Here is a 20090-nt window from a genome sequence, read left to right as displayed (position 1 = left end):
GCTCATTACGGCATCTAGTCGAAAACCAGGGCGCGGCGCGTTCGCATTTATCCTGGGCATCCTTAAAGGACGGCGATGGGCTGCGAGGAGGGCGAGTAGGGCAGCCAAGGCATGCTCTATGGCCGAGCCCTTGGCGTGGATTGCGAACGTTATTTCACTTTGACCTTAGCTGCACCGATAAGCCGAAGAGTAGGCATAATTATCCGGTCTTCGATCTTGCGCCGATTGCGACAGCAACCGACTCGTTTTCGACGCACATCGGGACAGACGCTGAGGTCTCACAAGCGGCCGGCCTCCGGCAGCCGAACGCGGCGATAGCCCTCGCAATCACGTTCGGCGCAGTTCTGATTTTGCGGTCAGTCCAGCCCTGCACCTCAACTATTTTTGACTGCCAGCCTTAGTGCCAATTCGTTTGGGCAACATCCTTCCAAGATTGGGCTTCAAAGCCCGCGCCTATCGACGATCGGTCCTGCTGCGTGGTGTGAGATCGCGACTACTTGCACAAGTCGCGGAAACTGCCGCGCCCTGCTTTTCAGCGAAATCCTTCATAAGAGTCTCGCCATTAAAGCAGGCCTGGTTAGTTCATGCCCTCGGGTCACCGTGCCACATCCTGATTTTTAGTTCTCCAGTCCCGCGCGCAATGAACTCTTGACGAGGGAGCCCCGATAAGATCGTCGCCGTCCAGTTGTTCGCCGCCTTAACTTTCGTCAGAACTCCCGCCTCGATCTGCTTTTGCGCGACATCAAAGCGTGTAAATCAACTCCTGGCTAGATGAGCAAAACGCGGGCCAACTTCGGTAACGGTTCTTGCTTCATGGCGCTCACGCAGAGATTAGAGTTCCGGCATTCGCAGTCGTTGGTCATGTCGCCGCAGTTGATGCAGGCGATCAAGCTGCTGCAGCTGTCCAATCTCGATCTTACGAGGTTCGTGGAGGAGGAGCTCGAGTGCAATCCGCTGCTCGATCGCGCCAGTGACGATGCAGCTGGCGCCGACGCCCCGACTGAGGTCGGCCAGTTCAGCGCCGAAGAGCTGGCCGAGGTCCCAGCGCGCAACGCCCCCGATGCCGCCCTGACCACCTACACCGAATGGGGGGGCGGCGCCTCCGGTGACGAAGACTACAATTTGGAAGCATTTGTCGCGGCCGAGACAACATTGTCGGACCACCTCGCCGAGCAGCTGTCGGTCGCGTTCACCGCGCCGGCGCAGCGCATGATCGGGCAATATCTCGTCGACCTCGTCGATGAGGCCGGTTATCTGTCGCCGGATCTCGGCCAGGACGCCGAACGGCTCGGTGCATCGCAGCAGGATGTCGCTGACGTTCTTGCGGTGCTGCAAAAATTCGATCCGCCTGGCGTCTGCGCACGCTCCTTGAGCGAATGCCTGGCCATTCAGCTTCGTGAGCTCGATCGCTACGATCCGGCGATGCAGGCGCTGGTCGAGAATCTCGATCTCCTGGCCAAGCGCGACATCGGGGCCTTGCGTAAGCTCTGCGGCGTCGACGACGAGGATATCGCCGACATGATCGGCGAGATCCGCCGCCTCGATCCCAAGCCCGGCATGAAGTTCGGCTCCGCATGCCTCCAGACCGTGGTGCCGGACGTCTATGTCCGTCCGGGTCCCGACGGCGGCTGGCATGTCGAACTCAACAGCGACACCTTGCCGCGCGTGCTGGTCAACCGGACCTACTATTCCAAGCTGGCGAAGAATGTCGGCAAGGACGCCGACAGGTCCTATTTCACCGACGCGTTGCAGAAAGCGAGTTGGCTGGTGCACGCGCTCGATCAGCGAGCCCACACCATCCTGAAAGTCGCAACCGAGATCGTGCGCCAGCAGGACGGCTTCTTCATCCATGGCGTGACTCATCTTCGCCCGCTGAATCTGAAGGCCATAGCCGACGCCATCCAGATGCACGAATCAACTGTGGCGCGTGTCACCGCCAACAAATACATGGCGACAAATCGCGGCACGTTCGAGCTGAGATATTTCTTCACCGCCTCGATCGCCTCGGCCGACGGCGGCGAACCGCATTCGGCCGAGGCTGTGCGTCACCGAATCAAGCAGCTGATCGATTCGGAAGAGCCGTCCGCGATCCTGTCGGATGATGCCATCGTGGAACGGTTGCGCGGGTCGGGCATTGATATTGCCCGCCGCACGGTCGCGAAGTACCGCGAAGCTATGCGCATTCCCTCCTCAGTGCAACGCCGTCGCGACAATGAGTGGCGTGGGCGCATTGCCTCGCCTTAATTGTTACCGGATGCTGAGCCGTTGCCTCACGTAAATTGCTCCCCTGAATCGGGGACGAGCGGGAGCGCAGATGGGGCGGCTGAGCATGGCAACGCAGAAGGAACTGACGGCGGCGGCGGGCGTGCGTTATCGGCATTCGGATCGCGCGAAGAAGGCACGAATATTAGACGAGTTCGTCGACATCACTGGGTTTCATCGCAAGCATGCGATGCGACTACTTCGAGGCCAGGAAGACGCACGCCCAGGCCGACAGCCGCGACGTCGGATCTATAATGAGGCAAAACACAACGCGCTCGTGCTCCTTTGGGAAGCGTCAGACCGGATCTGCGGGAAGCGGCTCAAGGCGTTAATGCCTGCGCTGATAGAGGCGATGGAACGGCATGGCCACCTCGACCTTGCCCCCGAGATCCGCGCCAAGCTTTTGTCGATGAGCGCCATTCAAGCTGATAGCCAAGCAGCGCGACGGTGCTCGTGTGCGCAAGACATACAGCGCGCCGGCAACACCCCCACCAGCGCCTGGCCGCCGACGCCCGCACGCCTGACGCAGTCCGCCACCATCTCCAAGAAATCTATGCCGCTCTCGATCCGGTCGCGTTGTTGCGCGACATCCGCGACGCGCAGGAGCGCCTCGCGGCCCTCGCGGATACCCAACCAATCGTCCATCCTGCTGCGGCATCGCAATCGACCGATCGCTTCCTGGCAAGCCTGCGAACGGCCTGGAAGGACGGAGCTATGCGACCGACGGATCGGCCAATCGTGAAGGCGAAAAGAGGCCGGCGTCGTCCCGACCCGCTCATTCGCGCAACGCCAGATTTGCGAATATGGTTTGAAGCCGAGCCCAGGCGGACTGGCAGCGAACTGCTCTCCCGCCTGCAGGTGGAATATCCTGGAGCCTACCCGAACAAGCTTCTTCGAACGCTTCAACGGCGGCTTAAATCCTGGCGCAGCGAGCAAGCGAATGCGCTGCTGTTCGCTCCTACGGCGAAAATGCCACCAAGGTCAGAGGTCACGACAACGCAATGATGTAGCGGCTGCCAGCGGAGGAGGCCGGGCGCTCCGAAACCCCGGCCATCTCCGCACCCGGCCTCCTCCGCAACCCAAGCCAGGAGCAAAATAAATGAGGCAACCGATCGCGCCCGGGAGCATCGATACGTGAGGCAATACGCGCTCTCATCCTGTTTGTCGCGCCATACCACCACCGCCAAAGAGTCAAAATCACTGTGATAGACTACTAGGTTAGGTTCGATAGCCTGAATGTTTGGAGTAGTTGCGGCCATGAAGGCGTCGAGTGCGCGGCCGATTGCGGTGCAAACCGCATCGAACTCGCGCGGAAACTTTGCGGAGCAGGTGCTTGAGCTTGGCGAAGACCTGTTCGATCGGGTTCTGGTCGGGCGAGTATTTTGGCAGGAAGAAGAGCTTGGCTATAGCGCAACAATCTGGGTGGGACGCACTGTCACCCTGATTGCCGCGCGGCAGCTTGGCGCACGACCGAACGGATGAGTTGGCGAACGGCTTTGCGACTGTGACTGCCGAGGTTATCCAGGACGCCGGGTCTAAGGACGGGCAGAAGAACCCTCTCGGGTGAGAAAGCTCGCGCCGTCGATCGGCCGATCGATGAACCAGGCTCATAGATCCGGTCATGGCGCAGGGCCGCCAGGAAAGGTCATGGTCTTCCAGCGGCCGGCGGAGCCTTGGCATGAAGACTGTCTCCGCGCGCGCCCATCCCCCCACAGGGCCTCTGCCGGATCGACTTTGGACTGGTAAACTTCGTTGAGCCGATCTGTCTGCTCGGCTTCAAGATGCTTCATTTCACCAAAAACGAGACAAGGGATTCTGATTGCCGCGTGACGAAAGCAGGTTATCGCTAGCGCTTGATGCGAGCGCTGATAGGCGAACGCCATCGCGCTAGTCTAGGACCGTTGCACTATCCCCTCGCAATTGGCTGGCCGCTTCATAGCTCAAGCCTGCGGTCCTCAAGCACCTGACGCATCAGCGCGCCCTTGATCTCGCGGGCGATCTCCTCACGGATCTGGGCTCCGAACTGCACCTCGGCCTCGCTGTATCCGGTGAGGTGATGATCGGCGAGCCGTTGCTCAAGGCGGCTCGGCAACTCCTCGTCCATCGCCGCGATGAGTCGGTGCTGCATCTGTGCGTGGGCTTCGGGAGCGATCCGGCTCACCACCATCTCCCAGGGTTGCCAGCGAGTTGCCAGATAGTCGGCGAACCCCGCCGCCTCCTCATTTCGCACCCGCGTCTCGGCTGCGGTGAGGTCGTGCTCAGTGACGGCGGCAACATCAAAATACCGCATGTCCGGCGCGATGAGCTGCAGGTCCAGCCGCTCACGTAGCTTGACCTGATAGGCGAGATAGACCTCGATCTCGTCGACGAAGCGGAGCGAGTTGACCTTCTGACGGGCGATCGGCTCGAGCGCGTTGAGGCGAAACAGAACCCGTGCCTGCTGGATGAGTTCACCGAGCCGATCGTCATAGGCGCCGTCCTCGACATCAGCGTTCAGACGTGCGGTCTGCATGCCGTTCCAGGTCAGAGTGATGCGATCCTGGCAGGTCTCGCTCGCCCCGAAAGCCAGCTGAAAAAACTGCTGGCGCAATTGCGGCCTGATCGCTGCCTGCCGCAGATCCTCGGCTACGACCTGCTGGAACTGGGGATTGTCATAATTCACGGTCTTCTGCAGCTTGTCGAGGAAGAGAGCGTATTGCGGGGCGCCCTCCTCGTCGGCGAAGTTCTGCCAGGCGGCGATCGCCTCAGGCTCGCCCTTCAACCAGTCCGCGACCGCCTCGGCCAGCGGCCGTTCCTGGTCCACCGCCGTTCCTCCGCCCATCGAGAAGAAGACGTGCGGGCCGGAATAGCCCGGCGCATTCAGGGCTGCCCCCAAATTCGTCCGCACTCGCTCGGGCAGCCGGTTACTCGCCAACTCAATCCTGCACCCAGAGCCTAGCTGGGTTAGCAGGGTCTCCGGCAGGCTGGTTAGCCGATTGTCGCGTGCTTCGAGCTGCCGGAGTCCCGCCGGAAGGGCATCAGGCAGACTCGTCAGCCCGTTGCTGTTGGCGTAGAGCCGCAGGAGCCCAGGCGGGAGCGTATCGGGCAGGCGGGTCAGCCGATTGCGGCTGGCGTAGAGCCGCACGAGCCCAGGCGGGAGGGTATCGGGCAGACCGGTCAGCCGATTGCTACTGACGTTGAGCAGCCGGAGCCCCGCCGGAAGAGTCTCCGGAAGGCTCCTTAGCCAGTTTTCATTGACGTTGAGATCCCATAGGCCAGCCGGAAGCGTCTCGGGAAGGCTGATCAGCCGATTGCGGCTGACGTCGAGCTGCTGGAGGTCCGCCGGAAGGACGGGGGGCAAGGTTGTCAGGGACAGCGATGACAGATTCAGCGGCAGCGGCGCGGAGTCGTAGGCGTTCTCTCGCCAAGCTCTGATTCGCCTGACCGCCTCGTGCCGGTCCTCGTCCGGCCTGCGACCGAATTCGTCAACCCAAGCGTCCAGGATCTGATCCTGCGACTCCTGGGGAGGAGCGGACGAGCGCGTTCCAGTCAAGGCTTCGACCCACTGCGCTGCGGCCCGGGTGAGACCGCATAGGCACCCCTGCCGGTGGCCTTGTTCGGAAGGAATACCAGCGCCCGACTCGGCCCGCCCTGTGTTCATCAATGCTCGTTCTCCTGTCGCCGTCTAAGGAAATGCGCTAGAAGGAGCGCCGGCCGGTAGTTGTCACCGCGGATGGTAACAAGCCGACCTGTCAATCTCGGTAGACACTTTCTCCTGCTATGAGGTGCTTAGCTGTCGACGAGCTGACGAGTCTCGCAACGATGCGGCGATTGGAACCACGTTGTCTTTCTCGGGAGCTGCGCCGTCAGCGCTCCGCCCCAGCAAAGTTGGCGACCGTCTAACAGAACTTATCGGGCTTCGGCTGCGGCGAAGTAGGTCCGCGGCAGGGACCGCGAGACTGTGAAAAGGTCAACCGTAAAGTATGGCGCAACGTCAGCCGCCGACCACGCCTCCGAGCCTTCGAAGGATTCTTCTTGCATCGTACGCTGATAGTGCTTGGCATGGCATGGTCTTTGATCCGGCGCTCCACACACCGATTGTCGAACTTGATTGCCCGGAGGATGGAATTTGGGAGGGCGCAGCAAATGTCGCTATCAGACTAGCCGCCTTCAAATCAAGAAATCGCGGGGGCAGTCTGCGAGGCGCCGAGCCATCCTTAGCCTCGCGCTCTTGAGCGACCGAGACCTGGTCAGTCCAGCACGGCTTCGAGCCATTTGGACCTGCCGGCGCAGTTGCGCCCCACAGGTCAACGTGGCGGCGGAGGACTTACTTCACACATGTCGTCGAATTGGGATGGAAGCATGGCCGCCAGCCGGCCCCCGATGCCTGATCGGCGCCCTGAATAGAAAGGGGTTGGCTTGCTGCCGACGACATCGATCCCGCGGCGCAAGAAAAGCGGCCTGATGGCGAGCCGTTAACGAGCGGCTCTTTAAGACTCCATGATCATGAGCTGCTTTGCAACAGTGACGTCAGATCCCCGTAGGAGTCGTCGTCGATCCTACGACACCGAACTGGGGCAAAGAACAACAGACCCGCCCCCAAACAACCGACGCCGGGCGAGAAATCTATTCGCGCGCGGCGCGTTCAACGATCACAGCCGTGTCGAGCACCTTGCCAGCAAGGTGCTCGATCAAGACCTCATCTTGAAGCGCGCACGGCTCACGACCGAAAAGCCTGCCCAAAATGGGCGCGCCTGTCCCTCGGTCCTTCATTCGTCTAGTCAGCTTCTCGAAAGCTAACTCTTCTAGGATCGAAGGTGGGCCCCGCAAGACGATCGCCCGCCGATGGCAAAGAGCCTGGGGGAGACACGCGCGCAATCATCGGAGATCCGGGGCGCGGCAGTAACACAGGCTTGTTGTTCGTTGTTCGGACTTCGGCGGTCAGATCTTCACCGAAATGCCCACCGCCTTCAATCTGTCGCCTGCCTTTGCACCAAATCTTGCTGCGAGGTCTCTTTGCGGAACACTGTTTTCAGAGGAGCATAGGATGGATGGTTCGCAGTTCAACCCTTCGTACTTGAACCCGTCGGCCTCTGAAATTGCACAGCAGAATGCCGACATAGGGGAGGGGCAACAAACGAGCGACGCGAGGCTCCAAGCGAACTTTGAAGAGCACGTGAGTGAATTGCGAGGCGGTTCGGGGCCGGGCCGGCGCGCCCGGCGCAATCACGACCAAGCATTCGGGGAGGATGTGGCGCTTATTAGCGAAGCTAAGCGAACAGCCCGGGGCAGAGGTGTACCCGACCGTTCCGTCGCAAACGCGGGAACTGATATACAAAATCTAAGCATCTGGCTCCGGGAGAACAGTAAGGCCCCGCTAGCCGCCCGGGGTGACGATGAGTCCCTTCAAGCCGATGTGCGGGACTATATCAATGGTGGCGGCTCTCGAAGTGTCGTGTCGTCGGTGAACAAGCTCCTGCCAGGAACGCTCCCGTCGTTGGATGAGGTACTCGGTCGCCCCCCACGCGCCATACGAACTTATCCCGAGGACGCTCGCCTCATCAACGAAGCGGTGCAGCACGCCGCGCGTGAGCATGGAGCCTCGACCGGTGAGCAGAGGAGGTCCATTCATATGCGGGCCACCCGTCTTCGCTATCTGAGCGAGTGGCTCCTGAACGGACATAGGGGGAGCATAGCCGGCCGATTTAACGGAGACCAGCAGCAGCAGGATGCGTTTCAGGCAGATGTTGCCGCGTACAGGGAAGTGATTAGCACGCGCAGGGATCGAACACTAACCGACGCGGATTTGGCATTGCTTCAAAACCGCCTGCACATCGTTGGGACGGGCCAGGCACCGAGGTTGCGGGACCCTGCGCAACCCGGTTTGCCCGTCATGGAACGCGACCGCGAGGCCGTTCGGCGGCAGGAGTTTTCCGCGATCACCATCGCGGGAGCCTCTGCACCAGCGCTGGACATTGCCGGACCGTCGTCGTCTGTCAGGCCTCCGTCGGATATCTACGGCGGTCTTGAGTCGTTTATTGATCTGAATGCGCCCACACCGTACGAGTTGCGCGACGATGCTCACTCTGCGCCGGCGCCGGACATCGCCGGACCGTCGTCGCCCGTCAGGCCTCCGTCGGACATCTACGGCGGTCTTGAGTCGTTTATTGATCTGAATGCGCCCACACCGTACGAGTTGCGCGACGATGCTCATTCTGTGCCGGCTCAGGATGTTGCCGGACCGTCGTCGTCTATCAGGCCTCCTTCAGACATCTACGGCGGTCTTGAGTCGTTTATTGATCTGAATGCGCCCGCACCGCACGAGTTGCGCGACGATGCCGATTCTGCACCGCGCCGGACGTCGCCAGATGGACTCTGAGGCACCGAAAAGGCGTTCCACTCGCGATCGAAAATAAGATTCTGAGACAATGCCGCAGATTCGGCCGGTTCCGGCATCATCTGAACACGCGACGCTGGTGCGGGCAAAAAAGAGGGCGGGATAGCGATGTGAACGCCAAGACCTTCGTTCTGTCAGGCAATAAGATCGTCGGGACGCAGGGCTAATTGCTGCAGCGCAAAGCGCCGAGCAGCCGCCCGGACCCCGCCTCGGCGGCGGCTTCTTTTTACGCCCTTTAGCAGGCCCGAGAGTCCCCGATCTCAACAAATGAAGCAGAAGGGTTTCATTTTGGGGTGGCCACCGGCCAAATCGCTCAGCAGGTCGACCACTTTCGCGATGATCGTGAAGCCCGTGCTCTCAATGTCTGCTCTTGCAGCCGTTGTAGTTAGTAGTTGGCGAGGCCTCCCGCCGGCGCTAGATAGAGCACGTAGAGATGATCGCGGCCGACGCCGATAAAGATTTCTTAGCGTCCAGGCAATGCCATCTCAAAATTATGTTCACTCTCCCGTCGGGTCAAACGACAAAGAACGCGTCGCCAGGCGTGCACGGCCTGGAACGGGCGATGTGGCGAGTCGCCTTAAAGAGCTTCAGTGTGGACGCGATTGCAGTGGCTTGTCCGCTCTGCTGCCAATCGAAATCCCCCACGGAGCCCAATCTTTTCGAAGTCGCATCTTCCGTTCCGGATCGGCGTAGCGATGAGCCTCTCTTCACGTAATCGATGTTTTCAGCTTGTCCATGGCATCATGCAAAAATCCGCCATCCCGTCACGCCTCCGCAAAGGCCCGCACGCACCTCGGATTTCGGCCCCGACTGCTCTGTTATCATTGGAACGCTCAACCAACCGCCAGAATCTTTGCAGTCTCATTAGGTTGTCAGCCAACTTGTGCCCTTCTGTACCTGTCTCGGCTGGCGCATCAGGCGGTTCTAGTCATCGCTCCAGCGACGCGATGGCATGGTTTTCAGCGCGAGCGTCACAGGTATCCGGACCTGCCATGGTGTCGGATATTGGGCGTGCGGCTGTGTGACTCGTCGGCCTTGTCTGGGCGCTCGACGTCGCCAATTATCTGAAGGCGAAGCGCGTGGTGCGCAGCTTGCGCCATCCAATCCGCCGTGACGCGGGTTGGCATTGGCTTCATCACAAGGCTGAGGCGACCCGTCTCGATCGGATCGCCGACAGGACGTTGCAGATTGAGCGCGGTGAAATCCTGACCACGTCGACCGACCAAGAGCGTGTCAGCGTCAAGATCGATTTCTCTGTCATTGCCGGTGGGCGGGCAGGGATGCCGCGGCGATCGAGCACCATATCGAAAAACTCACCGCGCTCGGCATTCCGCGCCCATCAACGACGCCGCACTACTACCGCGTCGCCGCAAAAACGCGAACCCAGGACACCTGCCTCACCGTACGCGGCCCTGACAGTTCCGGCGAAATCGAACCCGTCATTGTCGCTATGGTTGACGGGCTCTGGGTCGGTATCGGATCTGACCATACCGATCGGAAGGCGCAAGCATTGGGCATAGCACGGGACCTCCGGGCAGAGAGCACGAAAGATCCAGTGACAGCCGTGAGGTGTTAAGTCCTATTGAGAAGGGCCGTAAGTTTCTCGTCAGACAGGCTGACTATCAAATCTCCGCTCGGCCCGACCGGCCCATGCTCGGTTAAATCATCTTCCCTGAAAGGAATACCAAGTCCATGTACAATCGAATCAACGACTCATCTAGTTTTCCATGGGCGGCCTATCACGACAGTGATGAGACGACACAGTCCGCCTTCGACGCATATGGGCGAAGCTTCGAGGACGCCTTTTCTGGAATGCACGTAACAGATCCGGGCTCTTATGGAAGTTCTTCCGCCAGCGGTTCACGCTCCTACTTCCTCGCCTCCGAGCCACCTGTGGTGGAGCTTTCTCGAGACGAATTCCTCGAAAAGGTGGAAGATTTTTATGGCGACGAAATTCATGAGATCGCCAGTAACCCGCAGAGATATTCGGCTCCGATCGCAAATAAGGCCGCACGGACTGCACAAGTTGCCTATGATTCCGGGAGAAAAGGTTCAGAAGATGCGAGGTATTTCAGCTACCAGCTTGGGGAGAAAAGTGTCGGACTTCTGCGCACGGAAAGTGGGGCTCCCTTCAAAGAGGTGTTCAAAGATAAGCGTGCGCGCGCCAAATTTGAAAGGCTGTTCCCTGGACGGAAGGAAATTACCTCGACGATCGATTTTCGGGTCGTTCATCCCTTGGTGGATAATGCAGGGGACATTTTGCTAGAGCATCAACTTCGGTTGGATGGCGACAGCCCGCTGCTGCTATCCCATCCGATAAACGAGTCGGCAAGGAACCGGGCCGCGACGCTCGGTTTTGTTGATGTAAGCGACTCGATGATGGTGCTTGACCCCACACGGTCCGACAAGTGGACGAACAATAGCGCGGGTGATTGGCAGCGAGCAGACAAGCCTCCGCTTTATCTTGCGAAGACTGAGGAGAGCGGTGGCAGGCATGCCGAAAGCTCGGCACGTGCAGCAAATAGGACGCCCGATTGGGAGGACGACTACGACTTTATGTAGGCCAGGCAAATCGGCAGCGAGAGAGGGGCGTTGAGGCCGCTCTCTCCTGCAGACGCAAATTGTTCGTAGGTTCGTATGGTGCGCCCCGACGGCGCGCATTATCAGCGCGCCTCGCGGACCAACTGGCGTCCGAGTTCGGCGGCGCGGATGCGGAATGGCACGAGAAGCTTCCAGCATCAGAAAGCATAATCAATGCAAGTCCGCCATGATTGGCAAGAAGGCTCCGGACGTCGCTGTCGAACATGGAGATTTTGCCGAGCGCAGGTGGGCGCACTTCGATCATTCCACACGATGGCACGCTTTTCGTAGCCATCGACGCAGGAGGGTCAGGGCAGATATTTGAGTTCTTCGGTCGACGGCGACAAGTCGCGGACCGTCATCTCGTCGATCATGCGCTGCCGACGACGGCCCATCGTAGCCATCTGGACCTGCCGGCTTGAGAGGGGGGCGACGACCAATAACCTCTCGGACTGACATCTCAGTTCAATAGGCTTCTCTCCTGCGCTAAGGGTTCGATCAATTCCGGACGCATCAACTCTGCACAATTGGAGGGTCGTCGAGCGCGTGCGCACCGCCCATTTTTCGCACATTGCGGTCCGAGCGCGTTGTCAGCCACGTTGAGGAAAGAGACGAATCCGTGGGCCCCGGTTCGTTTCCTGCAACTCGGCCCTGTAAGGCACGGTGCGGATATAGAAGCTCGTCGGCCGCCCCGCGCTTGGCATCAGGCGCTCGCCCTCCAGGTCAGGGATGAGATAATCCGGAAGCCAGCGTTCGCGATGCTGCCATCCCCCGCGGATGAGAGGCCCGATGTCCACTTGCGGCTGATAGGATGGCCCGGCTTCATTCGTAGGCCGAGCGCGAGGATGATGGATGAGACGAACGTCCCTGCGCCCTCCTGCCCCCAACGTGGCCGAGTAGAGCTCACCGTTGATCAAGAATTGGCTGGGGCCGTACTGGTTCGGCAGCAGATTGATATTATCCAGTATGTCGACCAGGACGGGGGAGGCAGGTTGGGAGCGGTGCTCCCACCCCTCGCCGACGACATGTCCGATTTCGCGTAGCTCCTGAGGGGCCCTCGATGGCCCGGCGAACGACGGCGGTCCGGCGAAGGCGGGCGCCGGCGCCCAATGAGCATCGTCGCGCAATTCATGGGGTGTGGGCGGATCTAGGTTAACCAGCGGATCAAGACCGCCATAGATGTCTGACGGCGGACGCGTTCCAGATGATGATGGAGCTGGTCCTTGCATCGCCTCTCTAAACAAATCCCAAGCTCCCGCGCTCGGGGTTGCTGGCGTTGCCGGAAGCTCCAAAAACCAGTTGGGTTGCGGTGTGGATGATGATGGAGTGGGCTCTCGCATCGCTTCCCTGAACACGGCCCAAGCTCCCGAGCTTGGGGTGGCTGGCGTTGCGGGAAACTCCTGCGGGGGGCCGGGCTGCTGAGCGTCTTCACCGAAAAGTGGAGGGGCATCCACAGGAGGCTGCAACCCCAGCGCTCTGTTTGCATCGAGGACCTGCTGGTATCGCTTAAGCCTTAGCAAATCAGCGTTGATTTTGGAGTCCTTGGTTTCTTGCCGGTAGGCCTCAACATCTTGGGTCAACCCAGTGGTAAAGAGCCGGCCAGCCATGGCTTCTCTCTCGCGTGCTTGCAGCCAATCGCTCAGCCTGTAAAGGCGACGAGCCTGCCTATCCACGCTCTCCCGCTCGATCCGCTGGGTGGCCTTTTCCGCCGCGGCCCAGATGTCGATGAGGGTTGCGTCTGCGGGATAGGGATTTAAGCGGCGGATATCGGCTGACAGTTCCTTTCCGGCGCCGACGTCCCGCAGCTTTTTTAAGGCCGCCTTGATTCGCCTGCTGCGATCCTTCGCATAGGTGTCAGCATCGTTATCCAATTCATCGGCCAACGCCGGGTTGCCAATTCGATCCGCGATTGATGCCTGCCCGTTCTCGCTCAGGCGGGCGCTGAAATGGCGCAGATCGGCTATTGCATTTCTTATGGTGCCATCCCCCAGCGTCCCCGTGGCTCTGCTTTTGAATTCCTCAAATAGAGCCTTGTCGTCGTCCGGGACCCCGCGTGTTCGGCCGGGCTGTTTGGCATGATCAGCGCGAAACGTCGTTGAAATGAACTCCTGCTCCGCCGCGGAGCCGGACGACTCCCGACCGCTGGTTCCCCCTAACGCCTTCGTAACGCCTGACTTGATGCGCGACCACAGTCCGCGGCTTTTGCTGCTCTTCGCCCCCATCGCGGGCTGCGCCATTGGCAAGCCGTAGCGCGCGCTGCTGAACAGATCATCCCGCAAATTGGAATGCGGCAGGACTTCGGTCGAACTTCCAAGGTGAGTGCGGGGGATGTCTACGCTATGCCTCGTTCTTCTGAACGAATTGCCTCCCAGTCGAGACTGTGACGGCATGCGCATCGAACCGCCAATATCAGCGCGCCGGATCTCTCTACCGTCCTCTACGGGACTCTGATGAGGTGAACTGGAGTCTGTGGAGCTCTCATCAGTCGAATTGAGTTGCAACCGCTCCATCTGCCGCTCAAAGCTGCCCTGCTCACTCGCATTCTCCGATTGTTGCCCCGCCCGCAGGGCGGAGTATTGCTGCATCCAAGCTCCCGTATTATTGAGTGGGTCGATTGGATCCATCGAGCTCTCCTTGACTTTCGCGTCTTACGCAACTCTGCCAACCTAAGCTCCGGCCCAGTGTGCGCAGGTGACGGAGATTCAAGCGAGAGCCAAGTTGATTTTGCGGGGATAAGCTTTCGAAAAGCTGACGAGCGCAATAGCCGAGCACACGTATCGATCTTGTGGCGGTGCAAGCCAATCCGCTCCCGCGTTCGGCCCCCAATGGTGCGCCGGCCGCGCCGCCTCGCGACCATAGCACGGCCCGCAGGCCGCCGTGACATCCGCCTTCATCATCGTGCCGAGTACCTCGATCCCTACCGTAAGCTCGAGCCGATCCAAGCTCGCCCGCATTTTCCGAAAACGCTTCGTCCATAGCCCCGCTCGCCGGCGAACCGGGCGGTGAGATAACTCGCGTCATGGAATTGCTCTCCCTAGTGGAATTCAGCGTCCCGAGCGTACCGCCTCAACGCGGGCAACGCCGACCTCTTGAAGAAATTCAACAGAACCAGGGATCTTCAACAGGTTACATCTACGACTATCAGCCGATGCTGGATTCCAACATGCTAACTGCCGTGGTGGCGACTGCCGCGACTGACCTAACGAGGGCGAGAAGTCTGACGTCACGCTTCGCTCGTGCTCGGCGCCGCGCGAGCTCGGCATTGGTCGGCCGATCGATTTTCCTGCATGCGCCGTGGCCGGAGTGATGCAGGATGTGCCGCATCATCGCGAAGGCATCCAATCAATGCTGGTGTACCAGCTGATAGTCTTTAAGACTGAGCGAGATCGGCTGAAATTTGTGCCTCATTCAATTCCGATCTTGAGCTGGTCACAGCGGACTTCGTGATCTCGTGGCCTCACGCGATGCCGCCTGGTTTCAGATCGACATCGATGCGAACAAATTCGGAAGAATAGGCTGAGGTCGATCTCGCAGCCCACTTGTCGCTTCGGTGCCGCGCTGCCTCAACTGCGAGAAGCTTGCGGTCGGCGTCGACCAGCTCGACTGTCCTCGCGGAATTCCAGGTAAGGGCCAGCCGGTTGGACTTTTTCCCGTCGAACATCGGCCCGCTGCAGTTTAATGCACTTGGTCTTCAAGAGCGACGCTTCGCCTGACTGCCCATTCCGGAAACTCCGCCTCGCTATGGCGTTTTCCGACTTCCAAATCGGCACCCCGATGGAGCTCGCCAGGATGCACAAGCAAATCCCTAAGGCATGATCCGGAATTGTGTGAAGCGGTTTTCCCTCGCGACAAACGCGGAACGCGTTTGCACGGAGATCATGCGCAAACAACAACCTAAAGCGCAGTGACGAATCATCCTAATCTCATCGCGATTTAGACGATTTGCCAGTCAATCAGTCCAGCGTCTCACGACGGCTGGGTATCCTGATTGCCAAGCAGCAATTGTACAGCAACAGTATCGGCCGCTTGCGAAGCTGATGAATTGCATCTGAGCCGCTGCCGCGCGCGCCCGGTAATCGTTCGAAGACGTCAGCTCCGTCATGCGCGTGGATCTGCCGGCTGAGCGTTTTCAACAAACGGCTCATTCGGCGCGCCGGGATCCGAAAACAACATGACGTAGCGGGGGCCGGGTGGAAACAAAATTGACGCCCCTGCAATTGGAAGGCCGCTTCACAGCTCAATCGCGTGTTCCTCAAGCACCTGGCGCATCAGAGCGCCCTTGATCTCGCGAGCGATCTCTTCGCGGATCTGGGCTCCGAACTGCACCTCGGCCTCGCGGTCTCCGGTGAGGTGATGATCGGCGAGCCGTTGCTCGAGGCGGCTTGGAAACTCCTCGTTTATCGCCTCGGCGAGCCGGTTCTCCATCTGTGCATGGGCTTCGGGAGCGATCCGGCTCACCACCATCTCCCACGGTTGCCAGCGAGTTGCCAGATAGTCGGCGAACCCCGCCGCCTCCTCATTGCGCACCTGGATCTCGGCTGCGTTGAGGTCGTCGTCAGTGACGTAAGCGACATCAAAGAACCGCATGTCCGGAGCGATGAGCTGCAGGTCCAGCCGCTCACGTAGCTTGACCTGATAGGCGAGATAGACCTCGATCTCGTCGACGAAGCGGAGCGAGTCGACCTTGTGACGGGCGATCGGCTCGAGCGCGTTCAGTCGGAACAGGACTCGCGCCTGCTGGATGAGTTCGTCCAGCCGATCGTCATAGACCTCGTCCTCGACGTCAGCGATCAGACGTGCGGTCTGCATGCCGTTCCAGGTCAGAGTGATGCGATCCTGGCAGGTCTCGCTCGCCCCGAAGGCCAGCTGAAAAAACTGCTGGCGCAACAGCGGCTTGATCGCTGCCTGTCGCAGATCCTCGGCCACCGCTTGTCGGAACTCGGGATTGTCATAATTCACAGTCTTCTGCAGCTTGTCGAGGAAGAGCGCGTATTCCGCGGCGCCCTCCTCGTCGGCGAAGTTCTGCCAGGCGGCGATCGTCTCCGGCTCACCCTTCAACCAGTCCGCTACTGCCTCGGCTAGTGGTCGTTCCTGATCCACCGCCGTTTCCCCGCCCATCGAGAAGAAGACCCGTGGGCCTGCATAGCCCCGCGCATTCAGGGTTGCCGCCAAATTCGTCCGCACCTCGTCGGGCAGCGGATTATTATCCACATAAACCATGCACCCAGAACCTAGCTGGGTTAGCAGGGTCTCCGGCAGGCTGCTCAGGTGATTGTCGCGTGCCTCGAGCACCTGGAGTTCGACCGGCAGGGTCTCGGGCAAGCTCGTCAGCCTGTTGGCGCTGACGTGGAGTCTCTGGAGCTCAGTCGGGAGTGTCTCGGGCAGGCTATTTAGCTGGTTATCGCGGGCAAAGAGCAACTGGAGCTCGGCGGGAAGAGTGTCGGGCAGGCTGGTCAGCCGGTTGCCGTCGGCTTCGAGTTCTTGGAGTTCGGGCGGGAGAGTGTCGGGTAGGTATGTCAGCCGGTTGCCGCCGACGGCAAGCAACTGAAGTCCGCTCGGGAGGGCGTCGGGCAGGCTGGTCAAAAGGTTGCCGCGGACATCGAGGTCCTGGAGCCCGGCCGGCAGGGTGTCTGGCAGGCTGGTCAGCCGGTTTCCGCTGACGGCGAGTGTCGAAAGGCCCTCCGGAAGGGTTTCGGGCAATCGGGTCAGCTGGTTGCTGCCGATGACAAGTGACTGGAGTCCCGTCGGGAGGGCGTCAGGCAGGCGGGTCAACCGATTGCTGCTGATGGCGAGCGTGCGGAGTTCGGACGGGAGAGTGTCAGGCAGGCGCACCAGCTCGTTGTCGCTCACGTTGAGTGACTGGAGCCCGGATGGAAGGGCGGCGGGCAATGTCCTCAGGCCCAGGTCTTGCAGCTCCAGCCCTGCATAGACGTCGCCGGTCTCTGCCCAGGCTTTTATTCGTCTTACCGCCTCTTGGCGGTCCTCGTCTTCCGTCTGCCCCTCCTCGCTGGCCCATGTGTCCAAGATCTGGTCGAGAGGCGATTCCCCGAGGACGGTGTTCTCAAGATCCGTCGAACCGCTGCAAGAGGCCCACGTGCCATGCAATGCTTCGGTCCACTGCGACGCGGCCGGGGTGAGCCGGCGGCCTCCTCTTGAAGTACTGACATCGCCTGGCCGGGGCGGTCGGGGAAGGATTGATGCCCCGAGATTTTGCTGCCAAGGAATTGCGGGGGGCGTTGGCCACTCCGGCACCACATCACCGGGCTCCGCCCACCAATGCTCCTCCTGATCGACATTATGCGTCGGCCAATCGGCAGCTCCGTCCATGCCGTGCCAATCATCCGTCAGACTGAAATTGCCGGCTGGCAACTGGTCACCGCGATCCGCGGCCGCAAAAGGCATATGTTGATTGACACCTTGCCCAGAGAAGGTGGGGTGATCCGAGGGCAACCGCGAGGTGCCTTGTCCGACACGATCCTCGTGCGGCATACTCAAAAAATCCGCATCTCTGTTCGACACACCGTGCGTGTCGCGGACGCTATTTGAATTGGGGGGCGGGCGATCGTGCGGGTGCAACTCGTTCAGGTGCTGCTGAAACCCCGCTTGGTCCGCCTGCTGCTGTTGCAGCCAGTCATAGTACGCCGGCTCGACATCTGGGGGCTCGAACGGGTTGAGGTTGTTGAACGGATCCATCTTATCTCCTTTGACAGATCTGACCAGCTAACGCCGAACCTGGATAAACACGCTATCGCTACGAGGCTTAGCTTTCGAGAAGCTGACGAGGAATCAGAATGATCGTAACCGTCCTGTTAGGTCACTGCGGGACGCTTAGCGCTGAACGCCCGCGCTGCGGTTCGACATGCCGAGGCCGGACCGTTCCGGCGTTTGGAGAAGCCGATTTACGAGCCTCTTTCAAGAACGTCCGCGCTTGCGGAACGCCGGCGACGCGGTCAACAACTGGTGGCGATCTCCTGGTCAATTCCGTCCAAGCTGAAGCTAATGCGCCGCGATCATGACGCACGTTAGTTGACTGCAAACAGGTCTGCCAGACTTGTGAGGGGGATGATCACAGTCCCCGCTGGGCCGGTTACGCAGCGGTGCCGCGCGAGGCAGGCATGATCGCGTCTAAACCACAACCGCTAATGGCCCGGGTCATCAAATACGCGAGAGGCTCGACGATGATCTGCGACGGGGACGCGGGCCTGAGGCCGAGGGTTATCATCTTACCGCGACGAATCTCAAAATATGCTCTGCCGGCAAAAGCGGTCTCGGCAACATCAGCCAACAGGACGCCACCCATTAAATCGGGCGCCACGCCCGCCTGGATGAGGGTTTGACGAGGCGCAGAGTGCCATAGCGGTTAGCCCTCACGACAGCGCCTGGGAAATCAGAGACTGGGCAAAAGTTGCAATTTGTCAGCGCGTTCGAGCCAACACCGCGAACGCTGTCCTGCAAAGCAACGACACGCGAGCCCGCGTGCGTCGTCGTGATCGAAAGGTCGCATGCCGGCCGCCTAGAAGCCGTCTCGCAAATCCTGACCTGAACGTCAGATTGGCGTCAGCTGGGACAAATATGCATGTGCGCTCGCTTGAGCAGCCAGAATTCGCTGCCAAGCAACTTCACCGATAGGAGGAAAATTTACATGTATAGCCGAATCAATGGCTCATCCGGCGAATTTTGCAACGCTAGCCAGGCCGACGATGCCAGATATTCGGCGGACAGCGACAACTTCGCGGAGACGCTCGCAAACATGCACTTGGGGCCGGACTCGCACGCTGGTCCGTCTCCGTCAGCAACACAGTCGTACTCGCTCGTTGGCCGGCCTCCTGTCGTGGAGATCTCGAAGCGCTCATTCGCTGAAAAAGCAAAAGCCTACCATGACGATGAGATCATGTATATTGCCGCGAACCCACAAGAGTATTCGCCTCACATATCCTCGAAGGCCAAGCGCACAAAAGAGATTGCTGAACAATACGGCACCACGAAATACGATACGGAAAGCGCGCGCTATTTCAGCTATCAGCTAGGCAACACAAGTGTTGGACTCTTAAGAACAGAAGGCGGATTTGAGATGCGCGACGTGTTCCAAGGAGAACAGTGGCAGAAAAAGTTTCCCGGGCGAACTGAAGTCACATCCACCGTCGATCTTCGGATCGTCCATCCGTTCGTCGATAACGCGGGCGATATTTTGCTGGAGCATCAGCTTCGGCTAGATGGCGATGGGGCGCTCCTCCATTCCCGTCCTGGTAATGCAGAAGCCAGGGCCCGCTCGCAGCAGTTTGGCTTTGTTGACGTGGATGACGATAACATGGTGCTTGATCCCACCCAGCATCCGGAGAGATGGACGAAGAACAGTGACGGTCAATGGCAGCGGGCAGACAAGCCCGCACTATATTTATCCAAAGCAGAGGCCAATGATACCGAGAGTGAAACAGCGCGCGTTTCGGATCGGGCCGAGGACGACTACGACTTTATGTAGGATCGCTTAGGATCTCTGGCAGACGGGTCGGACAACACTGAACCTGGAACATGTCGGTTGCTCTACTGAAGGCGGCTCGCTAAGCGGTCGTTCGACGACATCGGCTCCATCATCGGCGCTCGCGTGCTGTCGCCGGGTTTTCCTCCTTGGTAAGGAGGCTGAAACTGTCTTTCGGTAGCTTGTCTGCCCGTCGATGAGATCTGATAGCGCTGCCGCTTGAGCAGAACGTGCTGGCGCCGATCAACGGACCCACGCCTGCGCGATCGTTCCTATGCGTTCGCGCGGACCCAAACATCATCCGCCTGTTTCGTGCCGCATCTGTCGGTGCGCGTCAATCGGCAGCAAGGTGAGCGGGAATCGCGCACCGCCACGCGGGCGGCGTGGCGTTAGCGA

At 60.0% G+C, this 20090-nt stretch carries 8 protein-coding genes and 3 pseudogenes; 6 read left to right on the top strand and 5 right to left on the bottom strand.

Features of this window, described 5'->3' with window-relative positions; translation table 11 throughout:
* Positions 1–813 precede the first annotated feature (813 nt).
* Positions 814–2244 carry an RNA polymerase factor sigma-54 gene (gene rpoN, locus ACNJX9_RS35680; RefSeq protein WP_439406778.1) on the top strand — a complete coding sequence of 477 codons (1431 nt, stop codon included), beginning with the start codon at positions 814–816 and terminating at the stop codon, positions 2242–2244.
* A 70-nt stretch (positions 2245–2314) separates the two neighbouring features.
* A pseudogene (locus tag ACNJX9_RS35675) lies at positions 2315–3267 on the top strand (hypothetical protein).
* 300 nt (positions 3268–3567) lie between these two features.
* On the opposite strand, the pseudogene ACNJX9_RS35670 reads toward ACNJX9_RS35675, so the two are convergent.
* A pseudogene (locus ACNJX9_RS35670) lies at positions 3568–3814 on the bottom strand (transposase); the annotation flags it as partial.
* Between the two features lie 381 nt (positions 3815–4195).
* Positions 4196–5902 (bottom strand): NEL-type E3 ubiquitin ligase domain-containing protein, encoded by a 1707-nt coding sequence (locus ACNJX9_RS35665; RefSeq protein ID WP_439410192.1) that lies wholly within the window; start codon positions 5900–5902, stop codon positions 4196–4198.
* Positions 5903–7288: 1386 nt separating this feature from the next.
* On the opposite strand from ACNJX9_RS35665, the gene ACNJX9_RS35660 reads away from it, so the two are divergent.
* The 3 genes from ACNJX9_RS35660 to ACNJX9_RS35650 all read left to right on the top strand — a co-directional run bounded on the left by ACNJX9_RS35660 (position 7289) and on the right by ACNJX9_RS35650 (position 11200).
* Complete coding sequence (locus ACNJX9_RS35660; protein WP_439406776.1) at positions 7289–8620, top strand: hypothetical protein; 1332 nt, start codon at positions 7289–7291, stop codon at positions 8618–8620.
* A 1309-nt stretch (positions 8621–9929) separates the two neighbouring features.
* Complete coding sequence (locus ACNJX9_RS35655; RefSeq protein ID WP_439410191.1) at positions 9930–10214, top strand: DUF2848 family protein; 285 nt, start codon at positions 9930–9932, stop codon at positions 10212–10214.
* Positions 10215–10330: 116 nt separating this feature from the next.
* Positions 10331–11200 (top strand): hypothetical protein, encoded by an 870-nt coding sequence (locus ACNJX9_RS35650; protein WP_057752891.1) that lies wholly within the window; start codon positions 10331–10333, stop codon positions 11198–11200.
* Between the two features lie 608 nt (positions 11201–11808).
* On the opposite strand, the gene ACNJX9_RS35645 is transcribed toward ACNJX9_RS35650, so the two are convergent.
* The 3 genes and pseudogenes from ACNJX9_RS35645 to ACNJX9_RS35635 form a co-directional block, all read right to left on the bottom strand.
* The gene (locus tag ACNJX9_RS35645) at positions 11809–13842 is read right to left on the bottom strand and encodes a hypothetical protein (RefSeq protein ID WP_439406773.1); all 2034 of its coding nucleotides are present in this window, start codon (positions 13840–13842) and stop codon (positions 11809–11811) included.
* Positions 13843–13994: 152 nt separating this feature from the next.
* A pseudogene (locus ACNJX9_RS35640) lies at positions 13995–14239 on the bottom strand (IS256 family transposase); the annotation flags it as partial.
* Between the two features lie 1209 nt (positions 14240–15448).
* Positions 15449–17911 carry an NEL-type E3 ubiquitin ligase domain-containing protein gene (locus tag ACNJX9_RS35635; RefSeq protein ID WP_439406772.1) on the bottom strand — a complete coding sequence of 821 codons (2463 nt, stop codon included), beginning with the start codon at positions 17909–17911 and terminating at the stop codon, positions 15449–15451.
* 949 nt (positions 17912–18860) lie between these two features.
* Here ACNJX9_RS35635 and ACNJX9_RS35630 point away from each other — a divergent pair.
* Entirely contained in the window at positions 18861–19697 is an 837-nt protein-coding gene (locus ACNJX9_RS35630) for an Effector protein NopP (RefSeq protein WP_439406770.1), read from the top strand.
* Positions 19698–20090 lie beyond the last annotated feature (393 nt).

The sequence above is a fragment of the Bradyrhizobium sp. BLXBL-03 genome (assembly GCF_051853015.1).
In the GTDB taxonomy this organism is placed as follows: domain Bacteria; phylum Pseudomonadota; class Alphaproteobacteria; order Rhizobiales; family Xanthobacteraceae; genus Bradyrhizobium; species Bradyrhizobium manausense.
Note: the sequence above shows the minus strand (reverse complement) of the source record. Positions and strands in the feature narration are given on the sequence as shown.